23 protein-coding genes and 1 pseudogene are annotated in these 23,198 nt (G+C 70.7%); 2 read left to right on the plus strand and 22 right to left on the minus strand.

The window, feature by feature from the left end; translation table 11 throughout:
* Positions 1 to 85: 85 nt before the first annotated feature.
* The 6 genes from AB0J02_RS22010 to AB0J02_RS22035 form a co-directional block, all read right to left on the minus strand.
* Positions 86 to 934, minus strand: coding sequence for an alpha/beta hydrolase (locus tag AB0J02_RS22010; RefSeq protein WP_363195415.1), 849 nt, complete (start codon positions 932 to 934; stop codon positions 86 to 88).
* Positions 935 to 985: 51 nt separating this feature from the next.
* Complete coding sequence (locus AB0J02_RS22015; RefSeq protein WP_363195416.1) at positions 986 to 1,468, minus strand: cupin domain-containing protein; 483 nt, start codon at positions 1,466 to 1,468, stop codon at positions 986 to 988.
* Between the two features lie 23 nt (positions 1,469 to 1,491).
* Positions 1,492 to 2,487: an alpha/beta hydrolase gene (locus tag AB0J02_RS22020; protein ID WP_363195417.1), complete on the minus strand. Its 996-nt coding sequence runs from the start codon at positions 2,485 to 2,487 to the stop codon at positions 1,492 to 1,494.
* 62 nt (positions 2,488 to 2,549) lie between these two features.
* The gene (locus AB0J02_RS22025; protein WP_363195418.1) at positions 2,550 to 3,356 is read right to left on the minus strand and encodes an SDR family oxidoreductase; all 807 of its coding nucleotides are present in this window, start codon (positions 3,354 to 3,356) and stop codon (positions 2,550 to 2,552) included.
* Positions 3,353 to 4,162 (minus strand): alpha/beta hydrolase, encoded by an 810-nt coding sequence (locus AB0J02_RS22030; protein ID WP_363195462.1) that lies wholly within the window; start codon positions 4,160 to 4,162, stop codon positions 3,353 to 3,355. Before AB0J02_RS22030 ends, AB0J02_RS22025 begins: the two co-directional genes overlap by 4 nt.
* 61 nt (positions 4,163 to 4,223) lie before the next feature.
* Positions 4,224 to 5,297 (minus strand): MBL fold metallo-hydrolase, encoded by a 1,074-nt coding sequence (locus tag AB0J02_RS22035; protein WP_363195419.1) that lies wholly within the window; start codon positions 5,295 to 5,297, stop codon positions 4,224 to 4,226.
* A 311-nt stretch (positions 5,298 to 5,608) separates the two neighbouring features.
* Between AB0J02_RS22035 and AB0J02_RS22040 the strand changes: the two are divergent.
* A pseudogene (locus AB0J02_RS22040) lies at positions 5,609 to 6,181 on the plus strand (SPASM domain-containing protein); the annotation flags it as partial.
* Positions 6,182 to 6,472: 291 nt separating this feature from the next.
* Here the strand turns inward: AB0J02_RS22040 and urtE are convergent.
* From urtE to urtA, 5 genes are all read right to left on the minus strand, one after another.
* The gene (gene urtE / locus AB0J02_RS22045) at positions 6,473 to 7,165 is read right to left on the minus strand and encodes an urea ABC transporter ATP-binding subunit UrtE (RefSeq protein WP_363195420.1); all 693 of its coding nucleotides are present in this window, start codon (positions 7,163 to 7,165) and stop codon (positions 6,473 to 6,475) included.
* A gap of 5 nt (positions 7,166 to 7,170) precedes the next feature.
* The gene (gene urtD / locus AB0J02_RS22050; protein ID WP_363195421.1) at positions 7,171 to 7,944 is read right to left on the minus strand and encodes an urea ABC transporter ATP-binding protein UrtD; all 774 of its coding nucleotides are present in this window, start codon (positions 7,942 to 7,944) and stop codon (positions 7,171 to 7,173) included.
* Positions 7,941 to 9,074 (minus strand): urea ABC transporter permease subunit UrtC, encoded by a 1,134-nt coding sequence (gene urtC, locus AB0J02_RS22055; RefSeq protein WP_363195422.1) that lies wholly within the window; start codon positions 9,072 to 9,074, stop codon positions 7,941 to 7,943. The genes urtD and urtC overlap by 4 nt, the downstream gene beginning before the upstream one ends.
* Entirely contained in the window at positions 9,071 to 9,958 is an 888-nt protein-coding gene (urtB, locus tag AB0J02_RS22060) for an urea ABC transporter permease subunit UrtB (protein ID WP_363195423.1), read from the minus strand. Before urtB ends, urtC begins: the two co-directional genes overlap by 4 nt.
* A 98-nt stretch (positions 9,959 to 10,056) precedes the next feature.
* Complete coding sequence (gene urtA, locus AB0J02_RS22065) at positions 10,057 to 11,310, minus strand: urea ABC transporter substrate-binding protein (RefSeq protein WP_363195424.1); 1,254 nt, start codon at positions 11,308 to 11,310, stop codon at positions 10,057 to 10,059.
* Between the two features lie 404 nt (positions 11,311 to 11,714).
* Between urtA and AB0J02_RS22070 the strand changes: the two genes are divergently transcribed.
* Positions 11,715 to 12,185 carry a MarR family transcriptional regulator gene (locus AB0J02_RS22070; RefSeq protein ID WP_363195425.1) on the plus strand — a complete coding sequence of 157 codons (471 nt, stop codon included), beginning with the start codon at positions 11,715 to 11,717 and terminating at the stop codon, positions 12,183 to 12,185.
* Here the strand turns inward: AB0J02_RS22070 and AB0J02_RS22075 are convergent.
* The 11 genes from AB0J02_RS22075 to AB0J02_RS22125 form a co-directional block, all read right to left on the minus strand.
* The gene (locus AB0J02_RS22075; protein WP_363195426.1) at positions 12,142 to 13,260 is read right to left on the minus strand and encodes a substrate-binding domain-containing protein; all 1,119 of its coding nucleotides are present in this window, start codon (positions 13,258 to 13,260) and stop codon (positions 12,142 to 12,144) included. The two genes, AB0J02_RS22070 and AB0J02_RS22075, sit on opposite strands and share 44 nt — an antisense overlap.
* Positions 13,261 to 13,359: 99 nt before the next feature.
* Positions 13,360 to 14,511, minus strand: coding sequence for a homoserine O-acetyltransferase (locus tag AB0J02_RS22080; protein WP_363195427.1), 1,152 nt, complete (start codon positions 14,509 to 14,511; stop codon positions 13,360 to 13,362).
* Positions 14,508 to 15,278, minus strand: a complete 771-nt coding sequence (locus AB0J02_RS22085) for a gamma-glutamyl-gamma-aminobutyrate hydrolase family protein (protein WP_363195428.1) — start codon at positions 15,276 to 15,278, stop codon at positions 14,508 to 14,510. The genes AB0J02_RS22080 and AB0J02_RS22085 overlap by 4 nt, the downstream gene beginning before the upstream one ends.
* On the minus strand, positions 15,275 to 16,633 hold the full coding sequence (locus tag AB0J02_RS22090) for an O-acetylhomoserine aminocarboxypropyltransferase/cysteine synthase family protein (protein ID WP_363195429.1): 1,359 nt from the start codon (positions 16,631 to 16,633) through the stop codon (positions 15,275 to 15,277). Before AB0J02_RS22090 ends, AB0J02_RS22085 begins: the two co-directional genes overlap by 4 nt.
* Entirely contained in the window at positions 16,633 to 17,829 is a 1,197-nt protein-coding gene (locus AB0J02_RS22095) for a hypothetical protein (RefSeq protein WP_363195430.1), read from the minus strand. The genes AB0J02_RS22090 and AB0J02_RS22095 overlap by 1 nt, the downstream gene beginning before the upstream one ends.
* Positions 17,826 to 18,920 carry an SDR family oxidoreductase gene (locus AB0J02_RS22100; protein WP_363195431.1) on the minus strand — a complete coding sequence of 365 codons (1,095 nt, stop codon included), beginning with the start codon at positions 18,918 to 18,920 and terminating at the stop codon, positions 17,826 to 17,828. Before AB0J02_RS22100 ends, AB0J02_RS22095 begins: the two co-directional genes overlap by 4 nt.
* Positions 18,917 to 19,363, minus strand: a complete 447-nt coding sequence (locus AB0J02_RS22105; RefSeq protein ID WP_363195432.1) for an SRPBCC family protein — start codon at positions 19,361 to 19,363, stop codon at positions 18,917 to 18,919. The genes AB0J02_RS22100 and AB0J02_RS22105 overlap by 4 nt, the downstream gene beginning before the upstream one ends.
* 31 nt (positions 19,364 to 19,394) lie before the next feature.
* Positions 19,395 to 20,624 carry an aspartate aminotransferase family protein gene (locus AB0J02_RS22110; RefSeq protein ID WP_363195433.1) on the minus strand — a complete coding sequence of 410 codons (1,230 nt, stop codon included), beginning with the start codon at positions 20,622 to 20,624 and terminating at the stop codon, positions 19,395 to 19,397.
* A gap of 1 nt (position 20,625) precedes the next feature.
* Positions 20,626 to 21,156: a DUF6031 family protein gene (locus AB0J02_RS22115; protein ID WP_363195434.1), complete on the minus strand. Its 531-nt coding sequence runs from the start codon at positions 21,154 to 21,156 to the stop codon at positions 20,626 to 20,628.
* Positions 21,157 to 21,189: 33 nt separating this feature from the next.
* Complete coding sequence (locus AB0J02_RS22120; RefSeq protein ID WP_363195435.1) at positions 21,190 to 22,212, minus strand: DUF6001 family protein; 1,023 nt, start codon at positions 22,210 to 22,212, stop codon at positions 21,190 to 21,192.
* The gene (locus AB0J02_RS22125) at positions 22,196 to 23,197 is read right to left on the minus strand and encodes a fatty acid desaturase family protein (RefSeq protein WP_363195436.1); all 1,002 of its coding nucleotides are present in this window, start codon (positions 23,195 to 23,197) and stop codon (positions 22,196 to 22,198) included. The genes AB0J02_RS22120 and AB0J02_RS22125 overlap by 17 nt, the downstream gene beginning before the upstream one ends.
* Between the last annotated feature and the right edge of the window lies 1 nt (position 23,198).

The raw sequence follows: 23,198 nt of genomic DNA on the forward strand, positions 1-23,198 counted from the left end.
GGGTCCCGGACATGGACCCTCCTTCCCGCAGGAGACGACGGGACCACACGTAGTCGCGTGGTCCCGCCCCTCCGTGGCCGCCGCGTCAGGTGGTGGCCCGCGCGGCCGCTTCGACGAGGTCCGCGACGGCCCGCGGGTGGGAGACCGCCACGGCGTGCGAAGCGCCTGGGACGGTCACGGTGCGGGCGTGGGCGCGCTGGGCCATGGCCTTCTCGGCTGCCGGCGGAATGGCCCGGTCGGCGCCGGCGACCAGGTACCAGGACGGGATGGTCCGCCAGGCCGGTGCGCTGCTGGGCGCACCCAACGCGGCCAGGGCGACCGGGCGTTGCGCGGCCGCCATGAGGCGGGCCTCGCGCGACGGTACGTCCGCGGCGAAGACCTTCTGGAAGGAAGCCGGGTCGATGTAGGCGTCCTGCCCGCCGGGGAACGTCCGCACCACGAGCGCCGACGGCAGTTGGCTGCCCGGATGCCCGCCCGTGATCTCCAGTGCGCTTTCGCCCTGGTCGGGCGCGAAGGCCGCGACGTAGACCAGAGCCTTGACGTTGGCGTGGTCCGCGGCCGTGTCGGTGATGACCGCGCCGCCGTAGGAGTGCCCGACCAGGACCACCGGCCCGGGGATGGTGTCGAGGACGCTGGACAAGTAGGCGGAGTCGCCGTCCAGGCCGCGCAGCGGGTTCGCCACGCCGACGACCGGGTAGCCCTCGTGTTCCAGCCGGGCCACGACGCCGTCCCAGCTCGATGAGTCGGCGAAGGCGCCGTGCACCAGGACGATCGTCGGCTTGACCGTGTGCGCGGCTGCTGCGCCCGACGTGCTCGGGGTGGCCTGGGAGCTCGCCGGTATGGCGACAAGAGCTGCCACCAGCGCGGGGATCACGACGCTTCTACGGCGCCACAGGGCCCGGCCGCGGGACGGCGCGGGCGCGATGTCGGTCATCTCGATCTCCTTCGAGGTCGTGGGTCGTGGTCGTGGAACACCAGGTACGGGTCACAGGGCCGGCGGCGGGCCGGTGACGCGCAGACGAAAGGCCGCGGCCGAGGCCACGACGGCCGTCAGGTCGAAGGCCGGCGGCAGGTCGCCGGCCTCGGCGACCGGGGTCCCGTTGGCCCTGAACCACTCCTCGACGCGGGCCGGGCTGAAGACGACGGCGAGCCGGGCGCCCCCGTCGGAGCGGACCAGGTAGCTGTGCGGCACGCCGCGCGGGCCGTGGGCGACCTGCCCGGGGGTCAGGTCGTGGCGCTCGTCGCCGACGAAGAACGACACCTCGCCGTCCAGGACGAACCAGAGCTCTTCCTCGTTCTCGTGCACATGCTGCGGCGGCGCGTGGCCGGTCGGGTCCGAGAACTCCATGAGGCTCACGGCGTTGCCGGTCGCGGAGCCCGGAAGCAGGATCCGGGCCTGCCCTCCGAGGAACCAGAACGGCTCACGCTCGGGGGTCGCCTCGAAGGAGGGAAAATCTTTGATCATCATCGCTCCGGGGACGGTGGGGCGGGTCAGCGCCGGCCGAGGAAGCCGAGCAGCATGGCGGTCAGCTCCTCGGGGTGCTCTTCGTAGATCCAGTGGCCGGAGTCCGGGACGGTGACCCCCCTGACGTCGGAGGCGTACTGCTCGACCTGGTCCCCCACGGCCTCACCGAGGCTGCCCGAGGCGCCGATGGCGAGCACCGGCATCCGCAGCGGGGTCTTCTGGAACTTCTCGTTGTCGCGAATGTCCTGCGGGAACACGCGGAACCAGGCAAGGCTCGCCTTCATGTGGGCGGGATCGCGCAAGTAGTGGGCGTACACCCGGATGTCGGCCGGGCTCACCGCGCCGGGGACGCCCTCGAACCCGCCGATGAAACCGGCGGTCCAGGCGACTTCGCGGCCCTTGATCATGTTTTCCGGCAGGCCGCTGGCCAGGTTGAAGAATCCGAAGTTCCACACCCCGGGGCCTCGCGCGGTCAGCGAGGGGATCTTGTAGATGCTGAGGTCCGGGATCGGGGCCTCGCTCAGGACGAGCTTCTTCACTGTGGCCGGGTACTGCGCGGCGTAGGAGTAGGCGACCATCGTGCCGATGTCGTGGCCGACGATCCGCACGTCGCTGTCCTTGCCGAGCGACACCAGCAGGGCGTGCAGGTCGGCGGCCATCGTCTTCTTGTCGTAGCCGGAGCGCGGGGCGTCACTCTGCCCGGCGCCGGGCAGGTCGGGGGCGATGACCGTGTAGTGCTCGGCCAGGGCCGGCATGACGTCGTGCCACTCGTACCAGGTCTGCGGGTAACCGTGGATGAGCACCAGCGTCGGTCCGTGGCCGCCGATGACGTAGTGGAGGCCGATGCCGGCGGCCCGGGTCTTGTGCTCGCTGAACCCGGCGGGCAGCCGCTCGCCGGCGGACGAGCCCGACACGGGGGCAGGGACCGCGGGGGCCGCGGTGATGGTGGTGGTGCCCAGGGCGATGACCGCGGCCAGGACGACGCCGAACAGCCGGCGGTTCTTGGGCAGGGGGAATCTCACTCGGTGCTCCAAGGTGAGTGGTGGGTGACGAAATACCGACGGGCCCTGACAGGGGGTCAGGATCAGAGGGTGTCGGTCATGCCTCCGTCGATGACGAAGTCGGCGCCGGTGACGTTGCCCGAACGCCGGCCGGCCAGGAACACGACCAGGTCGGCCACTTCGGAGGGCAGGGTGAAACGGCCGGTGACCGCCTCCGCCGCGGCGGTGTCCGCGACAGCGCCCGGGGCCAGGCCCAGGCCGGCCCCGACCGTGGCGGCCACGCCGTCGGCGCCCTTCCACAGCGAGGTCTCGACCGGGCCGGGGCTCACCGAGTTGACGCGCACACCCTGCGGCCCGACCTGCTTGGACAGCGCCTTGCAGAAGTTGACCAGGGCCGCTTTGGCGGCGCTGTAATCGATGACCAGCGGGTCGGGAAGCCGGGCGTTGACCGAGGAGACCGTGACGACGCGTCCGTCCCCGGTGGCGATCAGGTGCGGCAGCGCGCTGCGGGTGGCGCGGACGGCGGTCATGAGGTTGGTGGTGAAGGTCCAGTCCCAGTCCGCGTCGGTCGTGGCCAGGAAGCCGTCGACCCGCGGTCGCACCGCGCCGACGTTGTTCACCAGGACGTCGAGCCCGCCGTGCAGTTCGGCCGCGGCGGCGACAAGCGTGCCCGGACCGTCAGGGGTGGCCAGGTCGACCTCGACGACGGTCAGCTCGGCGCCCTTCTCGACCAGGGCATCGAGTGCCTCGGTGCGGTTCCTGGTTCCGGCGACCACCCGGGCCCCCGCTGCCAGGAGCCCCTCGGTGACCGCCAGGCCGATGCCCCGGCCGGCGCCGGTGACGACCGCGCGCTGACCGGCCAGGCCGAGGTCGGAGGCGGGAGCGGTCACCGCTGTGCCTCCAGGTTCTGCCGCCGCAGCCAGGCCAGCGCCTCGTCCGCCACCTCGCGCCAGCCGCTGTCGATGGTCAGTGAGTGCCCGCGGTCGGGAAAGGCCAGGAACTCGGTGACGGCCTCGGAGTGCCGGTACTGCTTGACCGTGGCGCGGGTGACGGTCTCCGGCACGGTGTGGTCCTGGCCGCCTGACATCAGCAGCAGCGGGCCGCGCCCGGAGTTCGCGGTGTCGACCTTGGCCGGCGAGGAGGGGTTGAAGTTCGCCGCGGCGGCCTCGAACAGCGGCTTGCCCGGCGCGGGGATGGTCCACTGCTCGTACAGTGCGTCGGACTCCTTCTCGGTCAGGGCGTTGCCGAACGCGAAGCGGAACTGCTCGGCGGTCAGGGACACCGCGCGGTGCTTGTTCGCCGGGTTCTTGAACACCGGCAGCGTCGAGCGCAGCGCGGACAGCGGCAACGGCAGGACCCCCTTGATCTGGGCCGCGTCGATCGCCACGGCGGCCGCCGCCAGGTTCTGGCCGAGGAGCTTCTGGGCGATCATGCCGCCGAAGGAGTGGCCGACGAGGATCGGCGGCGTCTCCATGCCGCGGATGATCGCCGCGTAGTGGTCGACGACGTCGTCGATGCCGCGGTCGGCGATGCTCTCCGGGTTCTGCCGCGCCTCCTCGACGGTGTCGGGGTCGCCGGGCCAGCCCGGCGCGGACGGCGCATAGCCCTCATCGCGGAACAGGTCGATCCAGGGCTGCCAGGACGTGCTGTGCAGCCACAGCCCGTGGATGAAGAGGACGGGGATCGGGTGGGTCACGGCCATCGGCCTTCCTCGGGTACGGAATCAGCGGACGTGTGCGGAGACGCGGGTACGCAGGTCAGGGGTGGATGCCGAACGGGCCGAGCGTCCCGGCGTCGATGCGGAAGGACTCGACCAAGGTCGCCGCGTTGTCGAGGGTGAACACGTCCGCGGCGGCGAGAACGCCGGTGTACTTCGCGGCCACCGGCGCGGCGGCCTGCGCCGCCACCGCGTCGAGGTACGTCTTGAAGACCGCCCAGGAGTTGCCCTGCGGGCCGTACTTGTCGAAGTACGGCGTGGGGTCCAGGTTCATCGACGCGCGTGTGGAGGCTACGAGGTCGGCCATGTAGGCGCGCTGGAGGTCGCCGTCCGCGCGTCTGCCGAGCCGGCCGAGATGACCGCCGACCAGCGTCCGCCACGGATACGCCATCGCTATGTCCTGTGCCCGGAGCCAGGCCGGGATGTCCTGGGAGACCGCGAGGTTCTTGAACGGCACCCAGCCCGGGTACAGGACGTCGACGACCATCAGGGTCTTGTGTTCCGGGGCGTGGATGAAGATGTTGTCGGGGCTGTGGTTCGGGCCGTGGTGGGCCAACTCCAGACGCTCGCCGCCGACTTGGAGCGTGTAGTGGTCCTCGAAGGTGACGGTCGGCGCCGGGCGGTTCGGGTCGTTGTCGCGCAGCAGCAGGCGCCGGCATTCGGCGTGACCGATGCGCACCACGTCCTTGCCGAGGATCGAAGCGGCCCCGACGTGGTCGGCGTGCGAGTGCGAGTACACCAGGTGCGTGACCTTCGCGGGACGGCCGTTGACCCGCGTCACGTCGGCGATCGCCCGCAGGAGGTTGTGCCCGATGGTCGGCGGGGCGTCGACCAGGACGACGCCTTCCCGGGTGCTGAGGAACATCGCCTGGTAGAAGCCGTCGGTGACCCAGTAGAGGTTTCCGTCGATCCGACCGACGAAGTAGCCCGAGTCGTTGACCTTCGGCCCGGTCGCGGCGGCCGGGACCGGTGCGAAATCGGGAAGGCCGGGGGCGTCGGCCGCAGCGGCCTCACCCTCCAGGGCACCGACGGCGACGGCAGCAGCGGGCAGCGCGGCCGCCGCCCGCAGCAGGGTCCGGCGGTCCGCCAGGGCGTTCCGGGGCAACGGATTCATGGACGTGCCTTTCGGGGTCGGTGGTGCGGTGCGGAGCGCTCGGACGATCGCGGCGGACGTCTCCGCCGGCGCCGCGCGGTACAGGAGGGGGCCGGCGGAAGGCCCTGCCACAGGACACCACCCGGCCCCGTCCGCTCGAACCGTGGAATGACCCCAGTCCCGACGCTCCCCGGCCTCGGGACACGGCTGGGGTCCCAGCCGGATGCGAAGCCTGCGCGCGGGAGGTGACGGAGTGACGCCCGACCCCGCTGGACGACTGGCCCTCGCGCCAGCGTCCCGGAAGGCCTCGCCTACTTCCGCAGCCGCGTCCCGTGATGGAGCTGGCCGTCCAGTGGCAGGCCGACCGCATCGAACTGGCCAACACGCAGTTCTACGGTCGGGGCCTGCTCAACCGCTCCGCGCTCGGCGGCGTTCTCGACATCCCTTGGGTCGTGCCTGACTACTTCTCCGGCACACCAAAACCCTGCAGGGGAGGCTGGGGCGCCGTCTCCCTCACCGTCACACCGGACGGAACAGTCCTGCCCTGCCCTGCGTCCGCCTCGATACCCGACCTGGTCGCCCCCAACGTCGTTGACCTTTGGCTGCGTTGGATATGGGAGGAGTCACCTGCCTTCAACGCCTACCGGGGAACGGACTGGATGCCCTCGCCGTGCCGCACGTGCGACCGCCGCACCGAGGACTTCGGCGGCTGCCGCTGTCAGGCCCATGCCCTCGCCGGAGATGCCGCGCGCACCGACCCCGCCTGCTCCCTCTCCCCCGACCACTCCGCCCTTGTGGCTCTCACCCGGGTCAGCGAGCCGCCCGCGATCGTGCCGCGCCGCCCTCTTGGCCGTACTCGACAGACGCCGGCCCCTCGCTACGGACGGCCGCGAAGTGCTCGGTAGCGCGATGAGCCGAGAATCACACCTCGCCTCTGTACCGTTCCAAAAAACACGATGTGCGCGGGGTTCTCGGCATCGCGGAAGAACTCGTACGTGAGGTTTCCCGGCTCCTCCATGCGGCTCAGAAGCGTCTTCGACGGTACGGCAGGATGAGCACGCGTGCTGCTGCGTCTCGCCTGTCTGACCGTCACTGACCTGTTCGCGGCGTTGTGTTTGCTGCCGATGAGAGGAACATGATCATGCCGCCGATGTGGAGGTCGCCCGCGTGGGCGATGAGCATGGGAATCCCTGTCCTCACACACTGAGCGCGGTCCGTACGGTCTGCTCGGCCTCCACCCCTCCCGCTCCCGAGGATGTGACGCGTCCCGCTTCCAGTACGTAGTAGTGCTGGGCGGCGCGCATGGCGAATCCGACGTGCTGCTCGACGAGCAGCACGGACAGACCGCCTCTCCGGGCCAGGGCCAGGATCGTCTCCTCGATCTCGGCGACGACGGACGGCTGGATGCCCTCGGTCGGCTCGTCGAGCAGGAGCAGCCTCGGGCCGGTGATGAGGGCGCGGGCGATGGCGAGTTGCTGGCGCTGGCCGCCGGAGAGGAGTCCGGCGCGGCGGCCGGACAGTTCCCGCAGGGCGGGGAAGAGGTCCAGGGCCTCGGCGATGGCGTCCTTGCCGTCGGGGCGGCCGTCGGCGACGAGTTGGAGGTTCTCGGCGGTGGTGAGGTGCGGGAAGGACTGCTGGCCCTGCGGCACATACGCCATGCCGCGGGCCACCCGCTGGTGCGGGGCGAGGCGGGTGATGTCCTCGCCGTCCAGCAGGACGCTCCCGCCGGTCGGCTTGAGCAAGCCCATGGCGGCCCGCAGGAGGGTGCTCTTACCGGCGCCGTTATGGCCGAGGACGGCCGCGACGCCGTCCTTGGGGACCGAGACGGACACTCCGTGCAGCACGGTGGTGCGGTCGTAGCCGGCCCGGACGGTGGTGATCTCCAGCATGGGCGTCACGCCTCCTCGGCGACGGGAACAGGTACAGGCTGTGGTTCGGAGGCGCGGCCGAGGTAGACCTCCTGGACCTTGGGGTCGGCCTGGACCTGAGCGACGGTGCCCTCGCTGAGCACCTTGCCGGCGTGCAGGACGCTGACGCTGCGGGCGAAGGAGCGCATGAAGTCCATGTCGTGTTCGATGACGACGACCGTGCGGTCCTCGCTCACCCGCTGCAGCAGTGCGCCGGTAGCCTCGCGTTCGTCGTGGCTCATCCCGGCGACCGGCTCATCGAGCAGCAGCAGCCGCACGTCCTGGACCAGCAGCATGCCGATCTCCAGCCACTGTTTCTGGCCGTGGGCCAGCGCGCCCGCTGAGCGGTCGCGCAGCTCGGTCAGGCCGGTGGTCTCCAGGGCCGTCGTCACCGCCTCCGGTACGCCCTTGCGGCGGCGGAGCATCGTGAGCGGCCCGCGCGCGGCCCCCGCGGCGATGTCGAGGTTCTGCAGGACGGTCAACTCCTCGAAGACCGTGGCCGTCTGGAACGTACGGCCGATCCTCAGACGGGCGATCCGGTGCACGGGCTTGCCGAGGAGTTCCTGGTCGCCGAAGCGTGCCGAGCCAGTGGCCTTCGCCAGTCCGGTGACCGCGTCGACCAAGGTGGTCTTCCCTGCGCCGTTCGGCCCGATGAGGAATCGCAGATCGCCGGGCCGGATGTCCAGGTCCACGCCGTCGACGGCGGTGAAGCCGTCGAAGGTGACGCGCAGGTCACGGATGGTCAGTGCCTCGCCGCTCATGCTGTCTCTCCTGCGGGGGTGCGGGTACGGCGGTTGCGGATGACGGACAGAAGAGATGCCAGGCCACCGGGCAGGAAGCCGACCGCCACGATGAACAGCAGCCCCTGGAAGTAGGTCCACGCGGCGGGGATGGCGTCGGAGAGCGTGCTCTGTGCCCAGGCCACGGCGATCGCGCCGAGAACTGCGCCCACCAGAGAGGACCGGCCGCCGACCGCGGCGCCGATGACGAAGCCGATGGACGGCACGACCCCGATCAGCGCGGGCGAGATGATCCCGACGGCGGGGACGAAGAGGGCGCCGGCCAGACCAGCCATGCCCGCTGCCACGACGTAGGCGATGAGCTTGACGTTGGCCGGGTTGTAGCCGAGGAAGCGGACCCGTTCCTCGGAGTCCCGTACGGCGATGAGGAGTTCGCCGTAGCGGCTGACGAACAGCTGGCGGGCTACGGCCATCAACAGCAGCAGGACGGCGGCGATGATGAAGTACACCATCCGCTGGTTGACGGGGTCGTTGAGGTCGTAGCCGAAGAAGCCCTGGATGTCGGTGAGTCCGTTGGTGCCGCCGGTGGTGGCCTGCTGGCCGACCAGCCAGATGGCCAGAGCGGCGGCCAGAGCCTGGCTGAGGATCGCGAAGTACGCGCCTCTCACTCGGCGTTGGAAGATGAAGTAGCCGAGCAGCGCGGCGACGGCCATAGGCAGCAGGACCGTCGCGGCGAGTGCGAAGCCCGGGTTCGCGAAGGGCTTCCACCACCAGGGCAGCGACCCGCTGGTGCCGTACAACTGCATGAAGTCGGGCAGTGAACCGGGGCCGCCACCCGGGGCCGCGGCGGCATCGGCGAGCTTGAGGTGCATGGCCATGGCGTAGCCGCCGAGGCCGAAGAAGACTCCCTGGCCGAGCACGAGCAGCCCACCACGGCCCCAGGCCAGGCTGACGCCGACGGCCACAATCGCGTAGCACAGGTACTTGGCGAGCAGGGAGAGCCGGAAGTCGGAGAGGACGAGCGGCGCGATGCCGAGGAGGAGCAGGGCGCCGAGGGCGAAGCCGCCGGGCACCCGGAAGCGTTCCAGCCGGGATGCCGGCGGCTTCGTCACGGCGGCGGTCGTCGGAGAGGAGGAGGTCGTTGTCGTCATGCCAGGCTCCGGGTGCGCAGTGTGTACAGGCCCTGGGGACGCCACTGGAGGAAGGCGACGATCGTGACCAGCACCATCACCTTCGCGACGCTGACCGTCGTCGAGTACTCCAGCACGGACTGGAGCACCCCGAGTACGAAGGCGGTGATCACGCTGCCCTTCAACTGCCCGATGCCGCCCACGACGACGACCAGGAAGGCGTCGACGATGTAATTGGTGCCCGTCGTCGGGCCGATCGGGCCGACCAGCGTGAGCGCGACACCGGCCACGCCCGCGAGGCCCGAGCCGATGAAGAACGTCAGCCGGTCGACCTTGCCGGTGGCGATGCCGGACACCTCGGCGAGGTCCCGATTCTGCACGACTGCCCGGATGCGCCGGCCGAGCGGCGTGAGCCGCAGGATGAGCGTGAGGGCGAGTACGCAGAGGAGAGCGAGGCCGAGGATGAACAGCCGGCTGTTGGCGAGGGTGATGCCGCCGCCCATGGAGATGTTGCCGGTGAGCAGATCGGGCGCGCGGGTCTGCACGTTGGGGGCGCCGAAGATGTCCCGTGCGAGTTGCTGGAGCATCAGGGAGACGCCCCAGGTGACCAGCAGGGTGTCCAACGGCCGCGTGTACAGGCGCCGGATGAGCAGCCATTCCAGCAGCGCGCCCATGGCTCCGGCCACAAGGAAGGCCAGGGGCAGGGCGATGAGCAGCGAGACACCGGCGCTGCTGATGGACTTCTGCAGGACGTACGTCGTGTAGGCGCCGGTCATGATGAACTCGCCGTGCGCCATGTTGATCACGCCCATCTGACCGAAGGTAAGGGTCAGGCCGAGCGCGATGAGCAGGAGGACGGCACCGATACTGATGCCGGTGAAGGATTGATTGAGGATGACCGTCATGGAGCGGCTCCGGGTCGGGGACGGGGTGCGGGTGCAGGGTGGGCCCGGCCCTGTGAGAAGGCCGGGCCCACCCGGGAGGGCCGAGAACCGAGGTGAGCTCAGGAGAGACCGGAGGCCCAGGAGTAGCCCTTGAGGTACGGGTCCGGCTTGATCGGCTTGCCCGAGTTCCAGACCTCGGTGATGAGTCCGTCCGCACCGACCTTGCCGATCCGGGCCGTCTTGTAGACGTGCTGGGTCGCTCCGTCGACGGTGACCTTGCCCTCGGGGGCCTCGAGTTCGATGCCGTCGGCGGCCTTGATCTTGGCAACGTCGAAGGAGCCGGCCTTCTCGACCATCTCCTTCCACAGGTAGACGGAGATGTAGGCGGCCTCCATCGGGTCGCTGGTCGGCTTGTCCTTGCCGTACGCGGCCTGGTACGCCGCCACGAACTTGGTGTTCGCCGCGCCGGGCGTGGTCTGGTAGTAGTTCCACGCGGTCAACTGGTCCTGCAGGTACTGGGTGCCGATGCTCTTGACCTCCTCCTCGGCGATGGAGACCGACAGCACCGGCATGCTCTTCGCGGTCATCCCCGAGGACTTGTACTCCTTGAAGAAGGCCACGTTGCTGTCGCCGTTGAGGGTGTTGAAAACGGCGTCCGCGCCGGAGTCCTTGACCTTGTTGACGATGGTGCCGAACTCCGTGGAACCGAGCGGCGCGTAGTCCTCGCCCATCACCTGCATGCCGTTGGCCTTCGCGTACGCCCTGATGATCTTGTTGGCGGTGCGCGGGAAGACGTAGTCGCTGCCGACGAGGTAGAGCTTGACCAGGCCCCGCTTCTTGAGGTACTCCAGCGCGGGCACGATCTGCTGGTTGGTGGTCGCGCCGATGTAGAAGATGTACGGGGACTGCTCCAGGCCCTCGTACTGCACGGGGTAGAACAGGGGCGACTTGTGGCGCTCGAAGACCGGCTTGACGGCCTTGCGGCTGGCCGAGGTCCAGCAGCCGAAGGTGGCCGCGACCTTGCCGTCCGTGATCAGGGCCTCCGCCTTCTCCGCGAAGGTCGGCCAGTCGGAGGCACCGTCCTGGCTGATGGCCTTGAGCTTCTTGCCCAGTACACCGCCGGCGGCGTTGATCTCCTTGATGGCCAGCAGCAGTGAGTTGTGGACCGTCACCTCACTGATGGCCATCGTGCCCGACAGCGAGTTCAGCAGACCCACCTTGACCGTGCTGCCGGAGGTGTCGGCCTTGGCCCCGGAGTCGTCGGTGGAGGAGCTGTCTCCGGTCTTGGCGCCACAGGCGCTGAGGGCGGCGGACGCGCCGGCGGCCGATACGCCGGCCAACAGACCGCGTCTGCTGATGCTGAACCCAGACATGCGAAACCTCCTTGCCCCGGAGGGCGATGCGAAAAAAGCTGAAAACCCTTGGGAGGGAATGGTGGGAGGCTCTTCAGAAGCGGCGGCGTTGGCCCACGAATTCCCCAGCCGTTCCGGGGTGGTGTCCGGGCTGGTAGCTGAAGCGCGTCCACAGCCTGCGAGGAAACTGTTTCCACAGCGTTTCGGCACAATTGAGAGATAGTTTCCAGTGGAAGTAAAAAAGCAAGACAAATGAGAGAAGTCGCCACTGACAGACGCACACTCGACGGAATCTCGGCACGGCACCCAATACTTTCCGCCGGAAGGATCTATTTCCTGGTTCCCCTTATCGAGCGTGCGGTGATCGACGGTAGGCTCCGGGCATCCCCGTCACGGGGAGCCGAGGGTTCGAGCTGAGGAGTGCGATGGCGAGGCGGCCCCAGGAACTGCTCCACCTGCTGACACGGGCCGAGCGCCTCTCCGTACGCCGAGTCCAGTCCGTGCTGGACGAGTTCGACTGCTCGGTGGAGGCATGGCGTGTGCTGGACCTGCTCTCGGACGGGCAGGGACACAACATGACGGCCCTCGCCGACCACGCCTTCCTGCCGGCGCCGAGCCTGACCAAGCTGATCGACCAACTCGTCGACCTGAACCTGGTCTACCGACGCGTCGACCCCGCCGACCGGCGCCGCGTGCTGGCCCACCTCACCCCTCGGGGCATGCAGCGTTGGCAGCGACTCTGCCGCGCGGTGCGGGCCGACTGGGCGGAGTGGGAGCCTCTCCTCCCGGAGGACGGCGCGGAGCGACTGCACACGCTGCTGGACCGGCTGGCCGGAGCCCTGGAAGGCAGGACTACAACAGGTCGTGGGGAGCGCGCAGTTGGGCGAGCACGTTGAAATCGAGCCCGTCCGCCTCCGCCAGGTAGATGCGCTGGCGCACATGCCGGTCGTGGAGGTGGAGCAGCCCGCGCGGCCCTTCGTACGAGACCGCGTCGGCGGCGGCGCCGATCGCGGAGACGTCCAGGGTGCGGGCCCGTTCGATGAGTGCCGCCAGCAGGAGGACGCCTTCATAGCAGGATTCACCGAGGCTGCCCGGGGCGGGAGCCCCGATCCCGAACCGGGCGCCGTACCGACCGTGGAAGTCCAGGGTGTCCTGATTGGCCAGTGACGCGAAGAACCCGGCCGCACTGAACAGGTCGCAGGTCGCCTCGGGTCCGCTGGCCATCAGCATGTTCTCGTCCATCAGCGTGCTCAGCCGCAGACACCGCTGGTCGAGCCCGTAGGCGGCGAAGGCCCGGTTGAAGCGGACCGCGTCGCTGCCCACCAGCAGCATGAGCACGCCGTCGGCGTCCGCGTGCTCGATCTTCCGCAGGACGTCATGGAAGTCCTCGACGCCCAGCGGGAGGTACGCCTCGCCGCAGACTCGGCCCCGGCTTTCGCGCGCGTAGCGGCGGGCGGCTCGGGCGGTACGCCGGGGCCACACATAGTTGTTGCCGACGACGAACCAGCGACGGACGCCCCTCGCCTCAGTGAGGAGCCGCATCGCGGGCAGCAGCTGCCAGGCGGGGGTCTCGCTGGTCATGAAGACGCCCTCGGTCTTTTCGCCGCCCTCGTACAGGGCCGTGTAGACGTACGGCACCCGGTGGGCGATCCGTGGCGCCACCGCCTGCCGGACCGACGAGATGTGCCAGCCGGTGACACCCTTTACGGCACCCGTCGCCACCAGTGCCTCGACGTCCTGCGCGACGCGCCGCGGGTCCGCTCCGCCGTCGACCTCCAGCAGCCGCAGCTCCTTGCCGAGCACGCCGCCCGCCTTGTTGATCTCCTCTGCGGCCAGTCGTGCGCATGCCCCGCAGGTGGGACCGAAGATTCCGGCAGGCCCTTGCATCGGGTACACGAGCGCGACGTTCAGGGTCGAATCGTCGGCCGTGCCCCACTCGGGAGTGTGGAGACCAAGCGGCGGCCGGTGCATGGCCTCATGATCGCCTCACTGCCCCCGATGCCCAAACGAGGCCCGAATCGAGGCCGACTTGTAGGGATATGGCCTACAGCTCCGTCCCCCGCCCGGAGGTCAGGGCTGGCGGACGAGACGCGGGCTCTCATGGACGCCGAGTGAGTCCGCGACAGCCCGCAGGTAACCCGGAACCCGTAACAGGAAGGCGTCGTGCCCTGCTTCCGACGTCCCGTCACGGTGGTGGGTCAGCGGCACACCGAGCTCCGACAGTCGCGCCACCAGGTACTTGGTGTCCGCCGCTCCGAAGAGCCGGTCCGACTCGAAGCTGAACACCTGGACCGTGGGGGCACAGCCTGCCTCCGGGACGGCCGCGGGGCGGTCGAAGGCGTCGTAGCGGTCCATGAGCCCCGTGAGCCGCAGATAGCTGTTGGCGTCGAAGCGGGCCACGAAGGTGCGAGCCTGGTGTTCGAGGTAGCGCTCCACGGCGTATGGGCCGTGGGCCGGGCTCCCCCCGGTCGCGGCGGGCTGGCGTCGGCGTCCGAACTTGGTCTCCAGCGAGTCGGAGGACATATAGGTCAGGTGCGCGATCATCCTGGCAACACCGAGGCCGTCCAGGGGACCGCGGGCACCGGGCTCCTCGGTGTAACGGCCGTCGGCGAAGTGCGGGTCGGCACGGATGGCCGCACGACCAGCGGCGTGGGCGGCGAGTCCGTTCGCGGACAGCCGGGCCCCGGTGGCGATGAGCAGGAACTGCCGCGCGTCACCGGGATGGCGAAGCAACCACTCGAGGGCCTGCATGCCACCGAGCGATCCGCCCACCACGGCACGCAGCCCGGTGCTGCCCAGATGGCGCAGCAGGCGCCGGTGGACGGTCACTATGTCGCCCACCGTGATGTCGGGGAAGTCCGCGGCGAGGGCCCGGCCCGTGGGCCCCGGGCTCAAGGGCCCGGTGGTACCCGCGCAGCCTCCCAGGACGTTGGCGCAGACGACGTGCTGGTGGTTCGTGTCGATCGGGCGCCCGGGGCCGACCATCTCGTCCCACCAGCCGGGGAGGTCGTCGGGGCCGTGCCGGGCGACATGGGAGGTGCCGGTGAGGGCATGGCAGACAAACACCGTGTTCGGACGTTCCGGGTCGGGGCGGCCGTACTCCTCGTAGGCGACCCGGACGCGGGAGAGGGTGCCACCCGCATCCAGCCGCAGCGGCCGCTCCGGAGGGAACAGCACAGCGGTCCGCAGATGCCGGCCGGCCGAGACGGGGAATGTGCTCACCACCGTCCTCCCCCCGTCGTCACGGCTTCCCGCGGTACTGCACGCGCGTGTGCGGCATGATGCGCCGCCGCGGCGCCGAAACCCTCGAAGATCCGGCGGGAGAGTGGGTCAGTGCTCGCGTACCACTCGGGGTGCCACTGCACGCCGAGCGCGAAGGCCCCGGCCCGCGCCACGGACAGGGCTTCCACCACGCCGTCATCGGCGACGGCCTCGGCCCGCAGCCCCGGTGCGAGGCGGTCGACGGCCTGCCCGTGCAGCGAGTTGACGCGGACCGGGTCGGTGCGCCCGAGCAGCCGGTGCAGGGTTCCGCCGTGGCTGATCCGTACCTCGTGGGCGGGCAGGTACTGCTGGTCCCTGGGCAGGGTGAGGTCCTCCCGGTGGGCCGTCGTGCCGAGGTCGCGCAGGGTGCCCCCGTAGGCCACGTTGATCTCCTGGAGCCCCCGGCAGATCCCGAGCAGAGGCAACCCGGCGGACACGGCCCGCGGCACCGTCGAGAGGGCGAGCGCGTCTCGGTCGGGATCGAAGGGGCCTCGACAGGGTGCCCCGGCGTAGTGATCCGGGGCGATATTGCTCTCGTGCCCGCCGACGACGAGCCCGTCGAAATGTCGGAGGGTCTCGTCCGGCGGGCTGCCGGGGCCCGGGAGCAGCACCACCGAGCAGTCGGCGACCTGTTCCAGGGCGGCGACGTACGCGCGGCGGACGGCGGCGTGCGGTACGCCGTCCCAGGTCTCGGTGGCGCAGGCGAGTGCGACGAACGGTCGGTTCATGATGCCCCCAGTGCCCTTTCGAGATCGGCGAGCAGGTCGTCGATGTCCTCGACGCCCACCGCCAGGCGGATCGAGCCCTGGGTGACCCCGGCGGCCAGTTGGTCGGTCTCGGGGAGCTGGGCGTGCGTGGTGGAGGCCGGATGGGTGGCGAGTGATCTGACGTCGCCGATGTTGGTCACGTGGGATACCAGGCGGAGTGCCTCGATGAAACGGCAGCCGGCCTCCCGGCCACCGGTGAGTTCGAACTGCACCAACGGCCCGCCGTTGTCCCCGAGGTAGCGCTCGGTCAGTCGCGCCTCGTCGCCGGTGGCGAGCCCGGGGTAGCGGACGGACGCGACACTCGGGTGCTCCTGGAGGTACGCCGCGACCCGTCGGGCGTTCTCCCCGTGGGCCCGCATCCGCAGCGGCAGCGTCTCCAGACCCTGGAGCAGCAGCCACGCGTTGAACGGGCTGAGGCACGGGCCGAGGTCGCGCAGCAGCGTCTCACGGGCCTTGAGGAGGAACGGGCTTCGGCCGAGCGGACTGTCGAGGTCCAGTCCGGTCTCCGTCCAGACGACTCCCCCGTGCGCCGGGTCCGGTGTGGTGAGCAGGGGGTGACGGTCGGCGTGCGCCTGCCAGTCGAACCGGCCCGAGTCCAGGATCAGCCCGCCGAGGGTCGATCCGTGTCCGCCGATGTACTTCGTCGCCGAATAGACGACGATGTGGGCACCGTGCTCCATCGGCCGGCAGACGTAGGGCAGCATCGTGTTGTCGAGGACGAGCGGCACGCCGAGGTCCTCGGCGAGCTCGGCCACCTCCTCGATCGGGAAGATCCGCAGCCGCGGGTTGGGCATGGTCTCGCCGAAGAAGCAGCGGGTCCGCTCGTCGCTCGCCGCCACGAAGTTCTTGGGGTCGCCGGGGCTGACGGTCCGCACCTCGATGCCGAACCGGGCGAAGGTGTTCGCGAACAGGTTCCAGGTACCGCCGTACAACTCGTCGGAACTGACGATGTTGTCGCCCGCCTGGCAGAGGTTCAGCAGGGCCAGGGCGATGGCGGCCTGCCCGGACGCGACGGCGAGGCCGGCCGCGGCGCCGTCCACCGCGGCCATGCGCTCCTCCAGCACGTCGCAGGTCGGGTTGTTGAGACGGGTGTAGGCGTGGCCGTCCTGTTGGAGATCGAATATGCCGGCTGCGGCGGCTGTGCTGGGGAGCTCGAAGGCAGCGGTCTGGAAGATCGGCGTGACGACGGGCGGGGTGATACCGAGGCGCCATTCGTAGCCGCCGTGGATGGTCGCGGACCTCGGGGTGCGGAACGCCTTCCGGTCAGTACGGACGGGAGTGGCGTGGCCAGGGACGGGGGTGTCATGGTCCGGCATCAGCGGTCTCCTCCGGTGGTGGTCGGTACGCGGGTACGCCGTGCCGCGCCGCCGATCACGGCGGCCAGCAGGACGGTGAGCAACAGGACGGCGGCCGGGCCCTGTCGAAACGCGGGCCAGGGCAGTCGGGTGGCCAGGACCAGCGCGGCGGCCGCCCACCACACGGCCAGGTCGTCGCCCAGGACGAAGTCCCGCAGGGTCCGCAGGTGAGGGACGGGGGCGGACGGAGCCGGTGAGGGAGGGGCATCCCGGCCGCGAGCCGTGCATCGGTACCCGGCGAGGACCAGCAGCCCGGCCGCGGGCAGGAGGAGCGCGGTCATGACGCCAACCGCGCCTGCGGTGACGGCCGTTGCCCCCGCAGCGGTCAACAGCACCGCAATCGCGGCCTTGGCGGGACGTTCGTGCGGTCCGGTCACCGTTCGGCGCCCGGGGAGAGTCTGTGTCACATACCCAGTCGGATCAGCGCACGTCGTCCGGTGCGTGCGATCGCAAGGCGCTGGAGCGCCCTCGTGGCGGAGCCACGTGGGCGTTTCGGCAACGCGGCCGGGGGTCTCCCCTCTGGGGGAGTGCGTGCCGGACGACGTGCGCCCGGCTGGGGACGTGACACAGGCCCCGAGGCCGGGAGCGACGACCGCGATGACGAGGAGCAGAGCCAGCGGCGGGAGCCACGGGCTGGGTACGGCCGCGGCCGCGACCCCCGTCGCCACCACCAGCACCTCCGCGCCCGCCCGCAGCAACGCTCCGGCCACCGTGGCGCGAACGGACTTGGCGCCCCTGGACGCGTCGCCGCCGACAGTCGGGTCGACACCCGCCGCCGTGCCGTGCCCGGTGAACGCGCCGCCAACGACCATGCCATTCATGGCCGTTCGCCGCCGGACCTGGTGGAACACCACCGTCTCGTCCCGCATCGAAACCGCTCCCAGTTCCCGGCGCGCGGCCCACACAAGCCACTGGAGGCCGGCCACCAGAACCACGACCGCGCCGACCGCTTCCGCCCAGCCCCGGGGCAGTACGACGAGGACGGCGGCCGCCCCGCCCGCCGGCGCCGCGAGTGCCAGGACAGGCAACACGGCCGCGCGTGTCGCCGTACCACGTCCCAGCGAGGCGACGGCGGCCACCTGTGTACGCGCCTCCCGCGCCTCGACGACGATGAGCAGGCCCACGGCGGCGAGGCCCGGCGCGGCGGCGGTGTTCATCCCGCGCCGCCCGTCCGCAGCGGCGTCTTGGAGCGAGCGGGCTGCCGTGCGAACCAGTAGCCGACGGCCGGGTCCAGGAACTCCGTCCAGTGCGGGCAGGGATGGACGGTTCCCGTCGGCTGCAGCACCCGGTCGTCCTCGAAGTACGGCCGGTACACGCCGATCAGCCGGTCGAGGAACGCCCGGGGAGGCATCGGTATCCCGTGCACCTGCCAGGCGTCGAGCGAGCGGCGCAGGAACTCCCAGCGGCGGAACGGCACCAGGGTCAGCTCCCGCACCGGGGCGCGTTCCGCCCGGGCTCGCGCCCGGTTGAGCACTGCCACGGCCTCGGCGACCAGCTCCTCCAACCTCGGCGCGGCCGTCCCCGACGACGCCACGACATCCGCCGACGGACCGCCTTGTGCCGTGCGGTGCGCCACCGCGGCGAGCTCCGAGGCGACCCAGTCGACGGGGACGATGTCGATCCGTCGGTCACGTCCGCCCGGCAGCAGCGGCGGCTCGTGCCGGTCGATCAGCCCGAGCAGCGGATAGATGCCGTGGAACCGTCCGATGGCACCGGTCCGGCTGTGTCCGACGACGAGGCTGCACGAGAACACGACCGGGCGCAGATCGGCGTAATCGGACCGCAGAAGGCGCTCCGCCTCGGCCTTGGTGGCCTCGTAGGTGTTGCGGTACTCCCAGCCCTCGACCTCGGTGTACGCGGAGGAGACGTAGACGAACCGGGTGTCGCCGCCGAGCGCCCGGGCCAGTTCGGCGACGTTGCGGGTGACCTCCACATTGCCGCGCCGGGCCGCTTCCAAAGACGCGGTCCAGCTCACGTTCGCCGCCGCGTGGACGACCACGGTCCGCCGCGCCGGGGCGAGTTCACGGGCGAGCGCGAGTGTCGACAGGCCGTCGGTGAGGTCACGGACGACCGGCTGGACGCGGGCCCGCACCGCCTCGGAGGACCTGGACCGGAAGGCGTCCCGGGAGCGTTCGCTGCTGAAGACGCCGACCACCTCGGCCCAGGGAGCGTCCGCCGCCAGGGCGTCGGCGAGTCCGCTGCCGACCGCGCCGCCGATACCGGTGATCAGCAGCCGTAGGGCGGTCACGACGACACCGGGGCGGGCCGGCGGTCGCGGATGGCGGCCAGCATGCTCCGGGAGTTCGACTCGATGGCCTGGATACCGATGGGGTCCAGGACCGCGGCGAGCGAGGGGATGCCAATGTCGAACTCGATCTCCAGGACGACCCGTACACCGGTCGGGGTCTCCTGCAGTTCCCAGAAACCGCGGAAGACCTCCAGGTCCCCGTCGGTCTGGTCGAAGTCGATCCGGCGCATGGGGGTGAAGACGTCGCGCTCGTCCCAGGTCAGCTCGCTGCCGTTGAGCAGGACCCGCCAGGAGCTGAGCGCGGCGCCCTTCCCGCGCTCCAGGAAACGGATGCCGAGGACGTCGTCCATGTAGCCCGCGTGTGCCTCAAAATCGCACAGTACGGTCCACACATGCTCCAGCGGGGCGTCGTCGATCTCGACTTCGGTACGGACTACGGGCACGGTGCGGCCCCTCTCGAAGTGTGACGGCAGGTCAGTTGTGCTGTGCCGCGGGCGTGTCGGATACGGCGGCGACCGCGGCGGCGATGGTTTCAAGCCCGCGGTCGAGGTCGTCCTGGCCGATCACCGCGGGGGGATAGACCCGCAGGACCTGCGGGGCGCTGAGGCAGAAGCTGAGCAGGACACCGCGTTTGGCGGCCTCCAGGAGGACCTGGCCGGCGATGCCGGGTGAGGCCGCCTCAAGCCCGATCATCAGTCCCTCTCCGCGTATCCCGCGGATCCTCGGGTCGGTGCCGAGCAACTCGCCGAGCCCCTTGCGGGCGGACTCGCCGAGCCGGCGTACATCGTCCAGGAAGCCGTCCTGGCGGACCAGTTCGACCACCGCGGCGCCGACCCGCCCGGCCAGTGCGCCGCCGGCGAAGGAGGAGGCCAGCACCACGGGGTCGCCGGCCGCGCCGCCGATCCGGGCGCCGGAGTACACGACCGCTGCCGTCGGGACCAGGCCGCCGCCCAGGGCCTTGCCGACCAACAGCAGGTCCGGCGGGCAGTCGTCGGCCGAGCGCCAGATCCGGCCGCAGCGGCCGAGGCCGGTCTGGATCTCGTCCAGTGCGAGCAGGGTGCCGGTCTCGTGGCACAGGTCGCGCAGGGCGGCGAGGTGGTCCGGGTCGACCGGCAGCACCCCGCCCTCGCCCTGGACCGGTTCGGCGAAGACCGCCGCGACCGTCCCCCGGGTAAGCACCCTGCGTGCCTGGTCGATGTTCCCCGGCTCCAGGAAGTGCACCTTCGCCGCCAGGGGCACCGGCGAGCGCACCGCGTAGGTGTCGGACAGGTGCAGGGCGCCCGCGGTCTTGCCGTGGTACGAGCCGCGCAGGGCGGCGAACTCGGTGCGGCCGGTGGAGAGGGCAGCCATCTTCATCGCCATCTCCACCGCCTCGGCACCGCTGTTGGCGAAGGCGACCTGGTCGAGGCCGTCGGGTGCGATGTCGATCAGTGCCTCGGCGCACCGGGTCGCCTCGGCGTTGCCGAGGACCTTCCCCGACAGCCCCATGTGCTCCAGCTGGTCCCGGGCCGCCGCCACGATCTCCGGGTGGCGGTGGCCGATCAGATGGACGCCGAAGGAGCCGAAGTCCAGCCGGCGGCGCCCTTCGGTGTCGCCGATCCAGGCGCCCTGGGCCTCCTGCTCGGCGGCCAGCAGGCCCGACATGCGCAACAGCAGTGCCTTGGAACGGCCGAACGCGGCGCCGTAACGCTCGACGAACCCCATCTCACGCATCCTTGAGGAACGGTTCGAGGAACGCGGCGTCGGTGCCGGCGGCGGTGCACAGCTTGGACCAGTTGCGCAGGGCCCGCAGCACCTCGCTCTGTCCGCTCGCCACCAACGGGTCGGGTATCTGCCCCGGGAAGGCCTCGCACAGACCGTCCCAGAGCTCGCGCACTCCGGTGTCGTCGACGTCGTCGCCACCGAACTCCTGGTCCAGGGCGAAGAGTTGGGTCAGCTCCGGGCCGGTGGCCCGGCAGACCTCGTGCAGGCCGTACTCCAGGGCCAGGGCGAGCTGGTGGCCCTCCCCGGCGGGTTCGGCACCGGTCAGCCGGGTGTCCATCTCGGACAGCAGCTCCAGCAGCCGGAGTTTGACGACCTGGCGCAACTGCGGCTGCCGCACGCCGCCTTCGAGGTCTTCGACGTAGGCACGGCCGTCGACAGACATCAGCCAGGCCACGGTGGCCCAGGCCCGGACCGCGGCCTCGGGGGGCAGGCCGCGGCCGGCCCGCACGCCGGGGAAGAGGGCGAGTTCCATCAGGCTCCTTCAACAGGTGAATGCGACGGACGGTCAGACCGGAAGCAGCGTCACCGCACCGGCTCGGGCGGCGCGCAACAGGTCGGCGGGGGCTCCGATACCCTCCGGCAGATCGGCGAAGGGGATCTCGCCGGTGGGCAGCGGGTCCTGACCGAGGAAGGCGGTGCTCGCGCCCAGCAGCATGTCGGCCCCGGGCAGGAAACGCCGCCGGACCGGCTCGCCGACGGGTTCCACGGTGAGCGTCGGCGCGTGCCCCTCACCGGCGACGGCGTGGACCTCGGTGAGCAGGGCGGTCAGGGCGGGAGCCAGCGGGCCGCCGTCCTTGCCCGCGAGCGCCTCGGAAACGGGTGTGCGCAGAGCGTCTACGGCGGCCACGACCGGCTCCGTGCCGTGCCGCTCGCGAAAGCGGGTCCAGCGCAGCAGGAACCACTTGCGGTTGGAGTAGACGTCCAGGTGGTGCGAGAGCACGGCGTCCATCAGGTGGAGAAGCGCGTTGACCGCGTAACCCACGCGTCCGCGGCGCTCGCCGGCCGCCTCGGCCAGCGACAGGAACAGGACCTGTTCGGTGGCGGTGTGCAGGGAGGACCACTTCCACAGCCGGGCCAGCTCCGGCAGGTGGTCCAGATAGGGCAGGGTCCGGTTCAGGGCCACGCCGTTGACCATCCGCTCCAGGTACTTGCGGCGCAGCTCGTGCTGTGTGTCCCAGCCGCGATACGCGAGCACGGATCGGCGCGGATCGGCGTCCGCCAGCGTGCGAAGGTCGGCGAGCGCCGCGGCGGCCTCGTCCTCGGCGAAGGAGATGGCTTCGAGGTGGTCGGAGCCCTCGAAGAGCTGGGTCGCCATGCGGGCGCCCGCCATCGGTTCGGACTGGATCCGGATGAAGTCCACGTCGCTGGTGGCGTTGGCCAGCCCATGCACCGGGGAACTGGTGAGCAGGAAGTGCCGGGCCGGGCCGGTCCTGCCGGTCAGCAGGCTCTCCAGTCCGTCGGGGGTCAGTCCACGCGAGGCCAGGAAGGTGTCGACATGGCGCAGTCGCGTCTCAGGCGTGATGGCCATCGGGTTCCTCGATCCGTGGGGTGGGGGTGGCGTACCGCAGCGCGCGGGCCTCGGCGACGTGCCGCAACACGCTGGACGGGCCGAAGAGGTAGGAGTGCGAGATCCGGGCCTGGTCGCGGACGGCCTGGTGCTCCATGAGCCGGCGGTGCAGGTCGGCCAGGTTGTAGCAGGGGACGCTGGGATAGAGGTGGTGCGCCAGGTGATAGTTGATCCTGCACGGGGAGAACAGGGCCCGTTCCAGGACCCCGGCGAGCACCGAGCGGGTGCCGCCGATCCCGGCGTCCTCCTCGCAGCCCACGTGCTCGGCCATGTCGCGCAGCCGCAGGATCATGCTCAGCGCGGTGATCATCGGCACGATCCACAACAGGAGATACGGCAGCCACCACCCGGTCGCCACCAGAACCACCGCCAGTGCGACGAGCCCGCCGAAAAACAGGGCGCACCGGGCACGGCCCATCGCCTGCGCCACCGTGCGGTCCCCGCGCAGGACCGGGAGCAGCGAGAACTGGTCCAGGGTGCCGACGGTCCTGACGAGGTTCAGCGCGACCGCGTCCGCCGCGAACAGCCGGATCCAGTCGTGGGTGGTGTTGTCGATCGCGGTCGGGTCGTGGTCGGGGTCGCGGTCGGTGTTGAGGTAGCGGTGGTGTTCCAGGTGGTGCCGTCGGTACAGGGTCGTGCTGATGAACAGGGGGAAGGCCAGCAGCAGATCACTGACCAGGTCGTTCACCCTTCGGTCGGCGAACAGCAGCCGGTGCGCGCCGTCGTGCATCAGCACCGCCAGCGCGTGCTGGCGGGTCGCGATGACTACGACGGCGAGCGGATACCCGTACCAGCGGTCCCAGTAGACCGCTCCCGCCGCGGCCGCGAGGATCACCGCCCACTGCCGGGCCATGGCGAGTGCGGCCCGCCCGGGCCTGCGCCGGGACAGCTCGCGCAGTTCGGCGGTGCCGAGCAGCCGCCCCGGGGCGCCCGTTCCTGATGCCACC

It is taken from the genome of Streptomyces sp. NPDC050264 (assembly GCF_040655895.1).
In the GTDB taxonomy this organism is placed as follows: Bacteria; Actinomycetota; Actinomycetes; order Streptomycetales; family Streptomycetaceae; genus Streptomyces.

What these genes read in the sequence shown, in the direction of transcription:
- AB0J02_RS22010 (WP_363195415.1), bottom strand. Translation starts at nt 934, where the DNA reads ATGACCGACATCGCGCCCGCGCCGTCCCGCGGCCGGGCCCTGTGGCGC.
- AB0J02_RS22015 (WP_363195416.1), bottom strand. Translation starts at nt 1,468, where the DNA reads ATGATGATCAAAGATTTTCCCTCCTTCGAGGCGACCCCCGAGCGTGAG.
- AB0J02_RS22035 (WP_363195419.1), bottom strand. Translation starts at nt 5,297, where the DNA reads ATGAATCCGTTGCCCCGGAACGCCCTGGCGGACCGCCGGACCCTGCTG.
- urtE (WP_363195420.1), bottom strand. Translation starts at nt 7,165, where the DNA reads ATGCTGGAGATCACCACCGTCCGGGCCGGCTACGACCGCACCACCGTG.
- urtD (WP_363195421.1), bottom strand. Translation starts at nt 7,944, where the DNA reads ATGAGCGGCGAGGCACTGACCATCCGTGACCTGCGCGTCACCTTCGAC.
- urtC (WP_363195422.1), bottom strand. Translation starts at nt 9,074, where the DNA reads ATGACGACAACGACCTCCTCCTCTCCGACGACCGCCGCCGTGACGAAG.
- urtB (WP_363195423.1), bottom strand. Translation starts at nt 9,958, where the DNA reads ATGACGGTCATCCTCAATCAATCCTTCACCGGCATCAGTATCGGTGCC.
- urtA (WP_363195424.1), bottom strand. Translation starts at nt 11,310, where the DNA reads ATGTCTGGGTTCAGCATCAGCAGACGCGGTCTGTTGGCCGGCGTATCG.
- AB0J02_RS22070 (WP_363195425.1), top strand. Translation starts at nt 11,715, where the DNA reads ATGGCGAGGCGGCCCCAGGAACTGCTCCACCTGCTGACACGGGCCGAG.
- AB0J02_RS22075 (WP_363195426.1), bottom strand. Translation starts at nt 13,260, where the DNA reads ATGCACCGGCCGCCGCTTGGTCTCCACACTCCCGAGTGGGGCACGGCC.
- AB0J02_RS22085 (WP_363195428.1), bottom strand. Translation starts at nt 15,278, where the DNA reads ATGAACCGACCGTTCGTCGCACTCGCCTGCGCCACCGAGACCTGGGAC.
- AB0J02_RS22090 (WP_363195429.1), bottom strand. Translation starts at nt 16,633, where the DNA reads ATGCCGGACCATGACACCCCCGTCCCTGGCCACGCCACTCCCGTCCGT.
- AB0J02_RS22095 (WP_363195430.1), bottom strand. Translation starts at nt 17,829, where the DNA reads ATGAACACCGCCGCCGCGCCGGGCCTCGCCGCCGTGGGCCTGCTCATC.
- AB0J02_RS22110 (WP_363195433.1), bottom strand. Translation starts at nt 20,624, where the DNA reads ATGGGGTTCGTCGAGCGTTACGGCGCCGCGTTCGGCCGTTCCAAGGCA.
- AB0J02_RS22115 (WP_363195434.1), bottom strand. Translation starts at nt 21,156, where the DNA reads ATGGAACTCGCCCTCTTCCCCGGCGTGCGGGCCGGCCGCGGCCTGCCC.
- AB0J02_RS22120 (WP_363195435.1), bottom strand. Translation starts at nt 22,212, where the DNA reads ATGGCCATCACGCCTGAGACGCGACTGCGCCATGTCGACACCTTCCTG.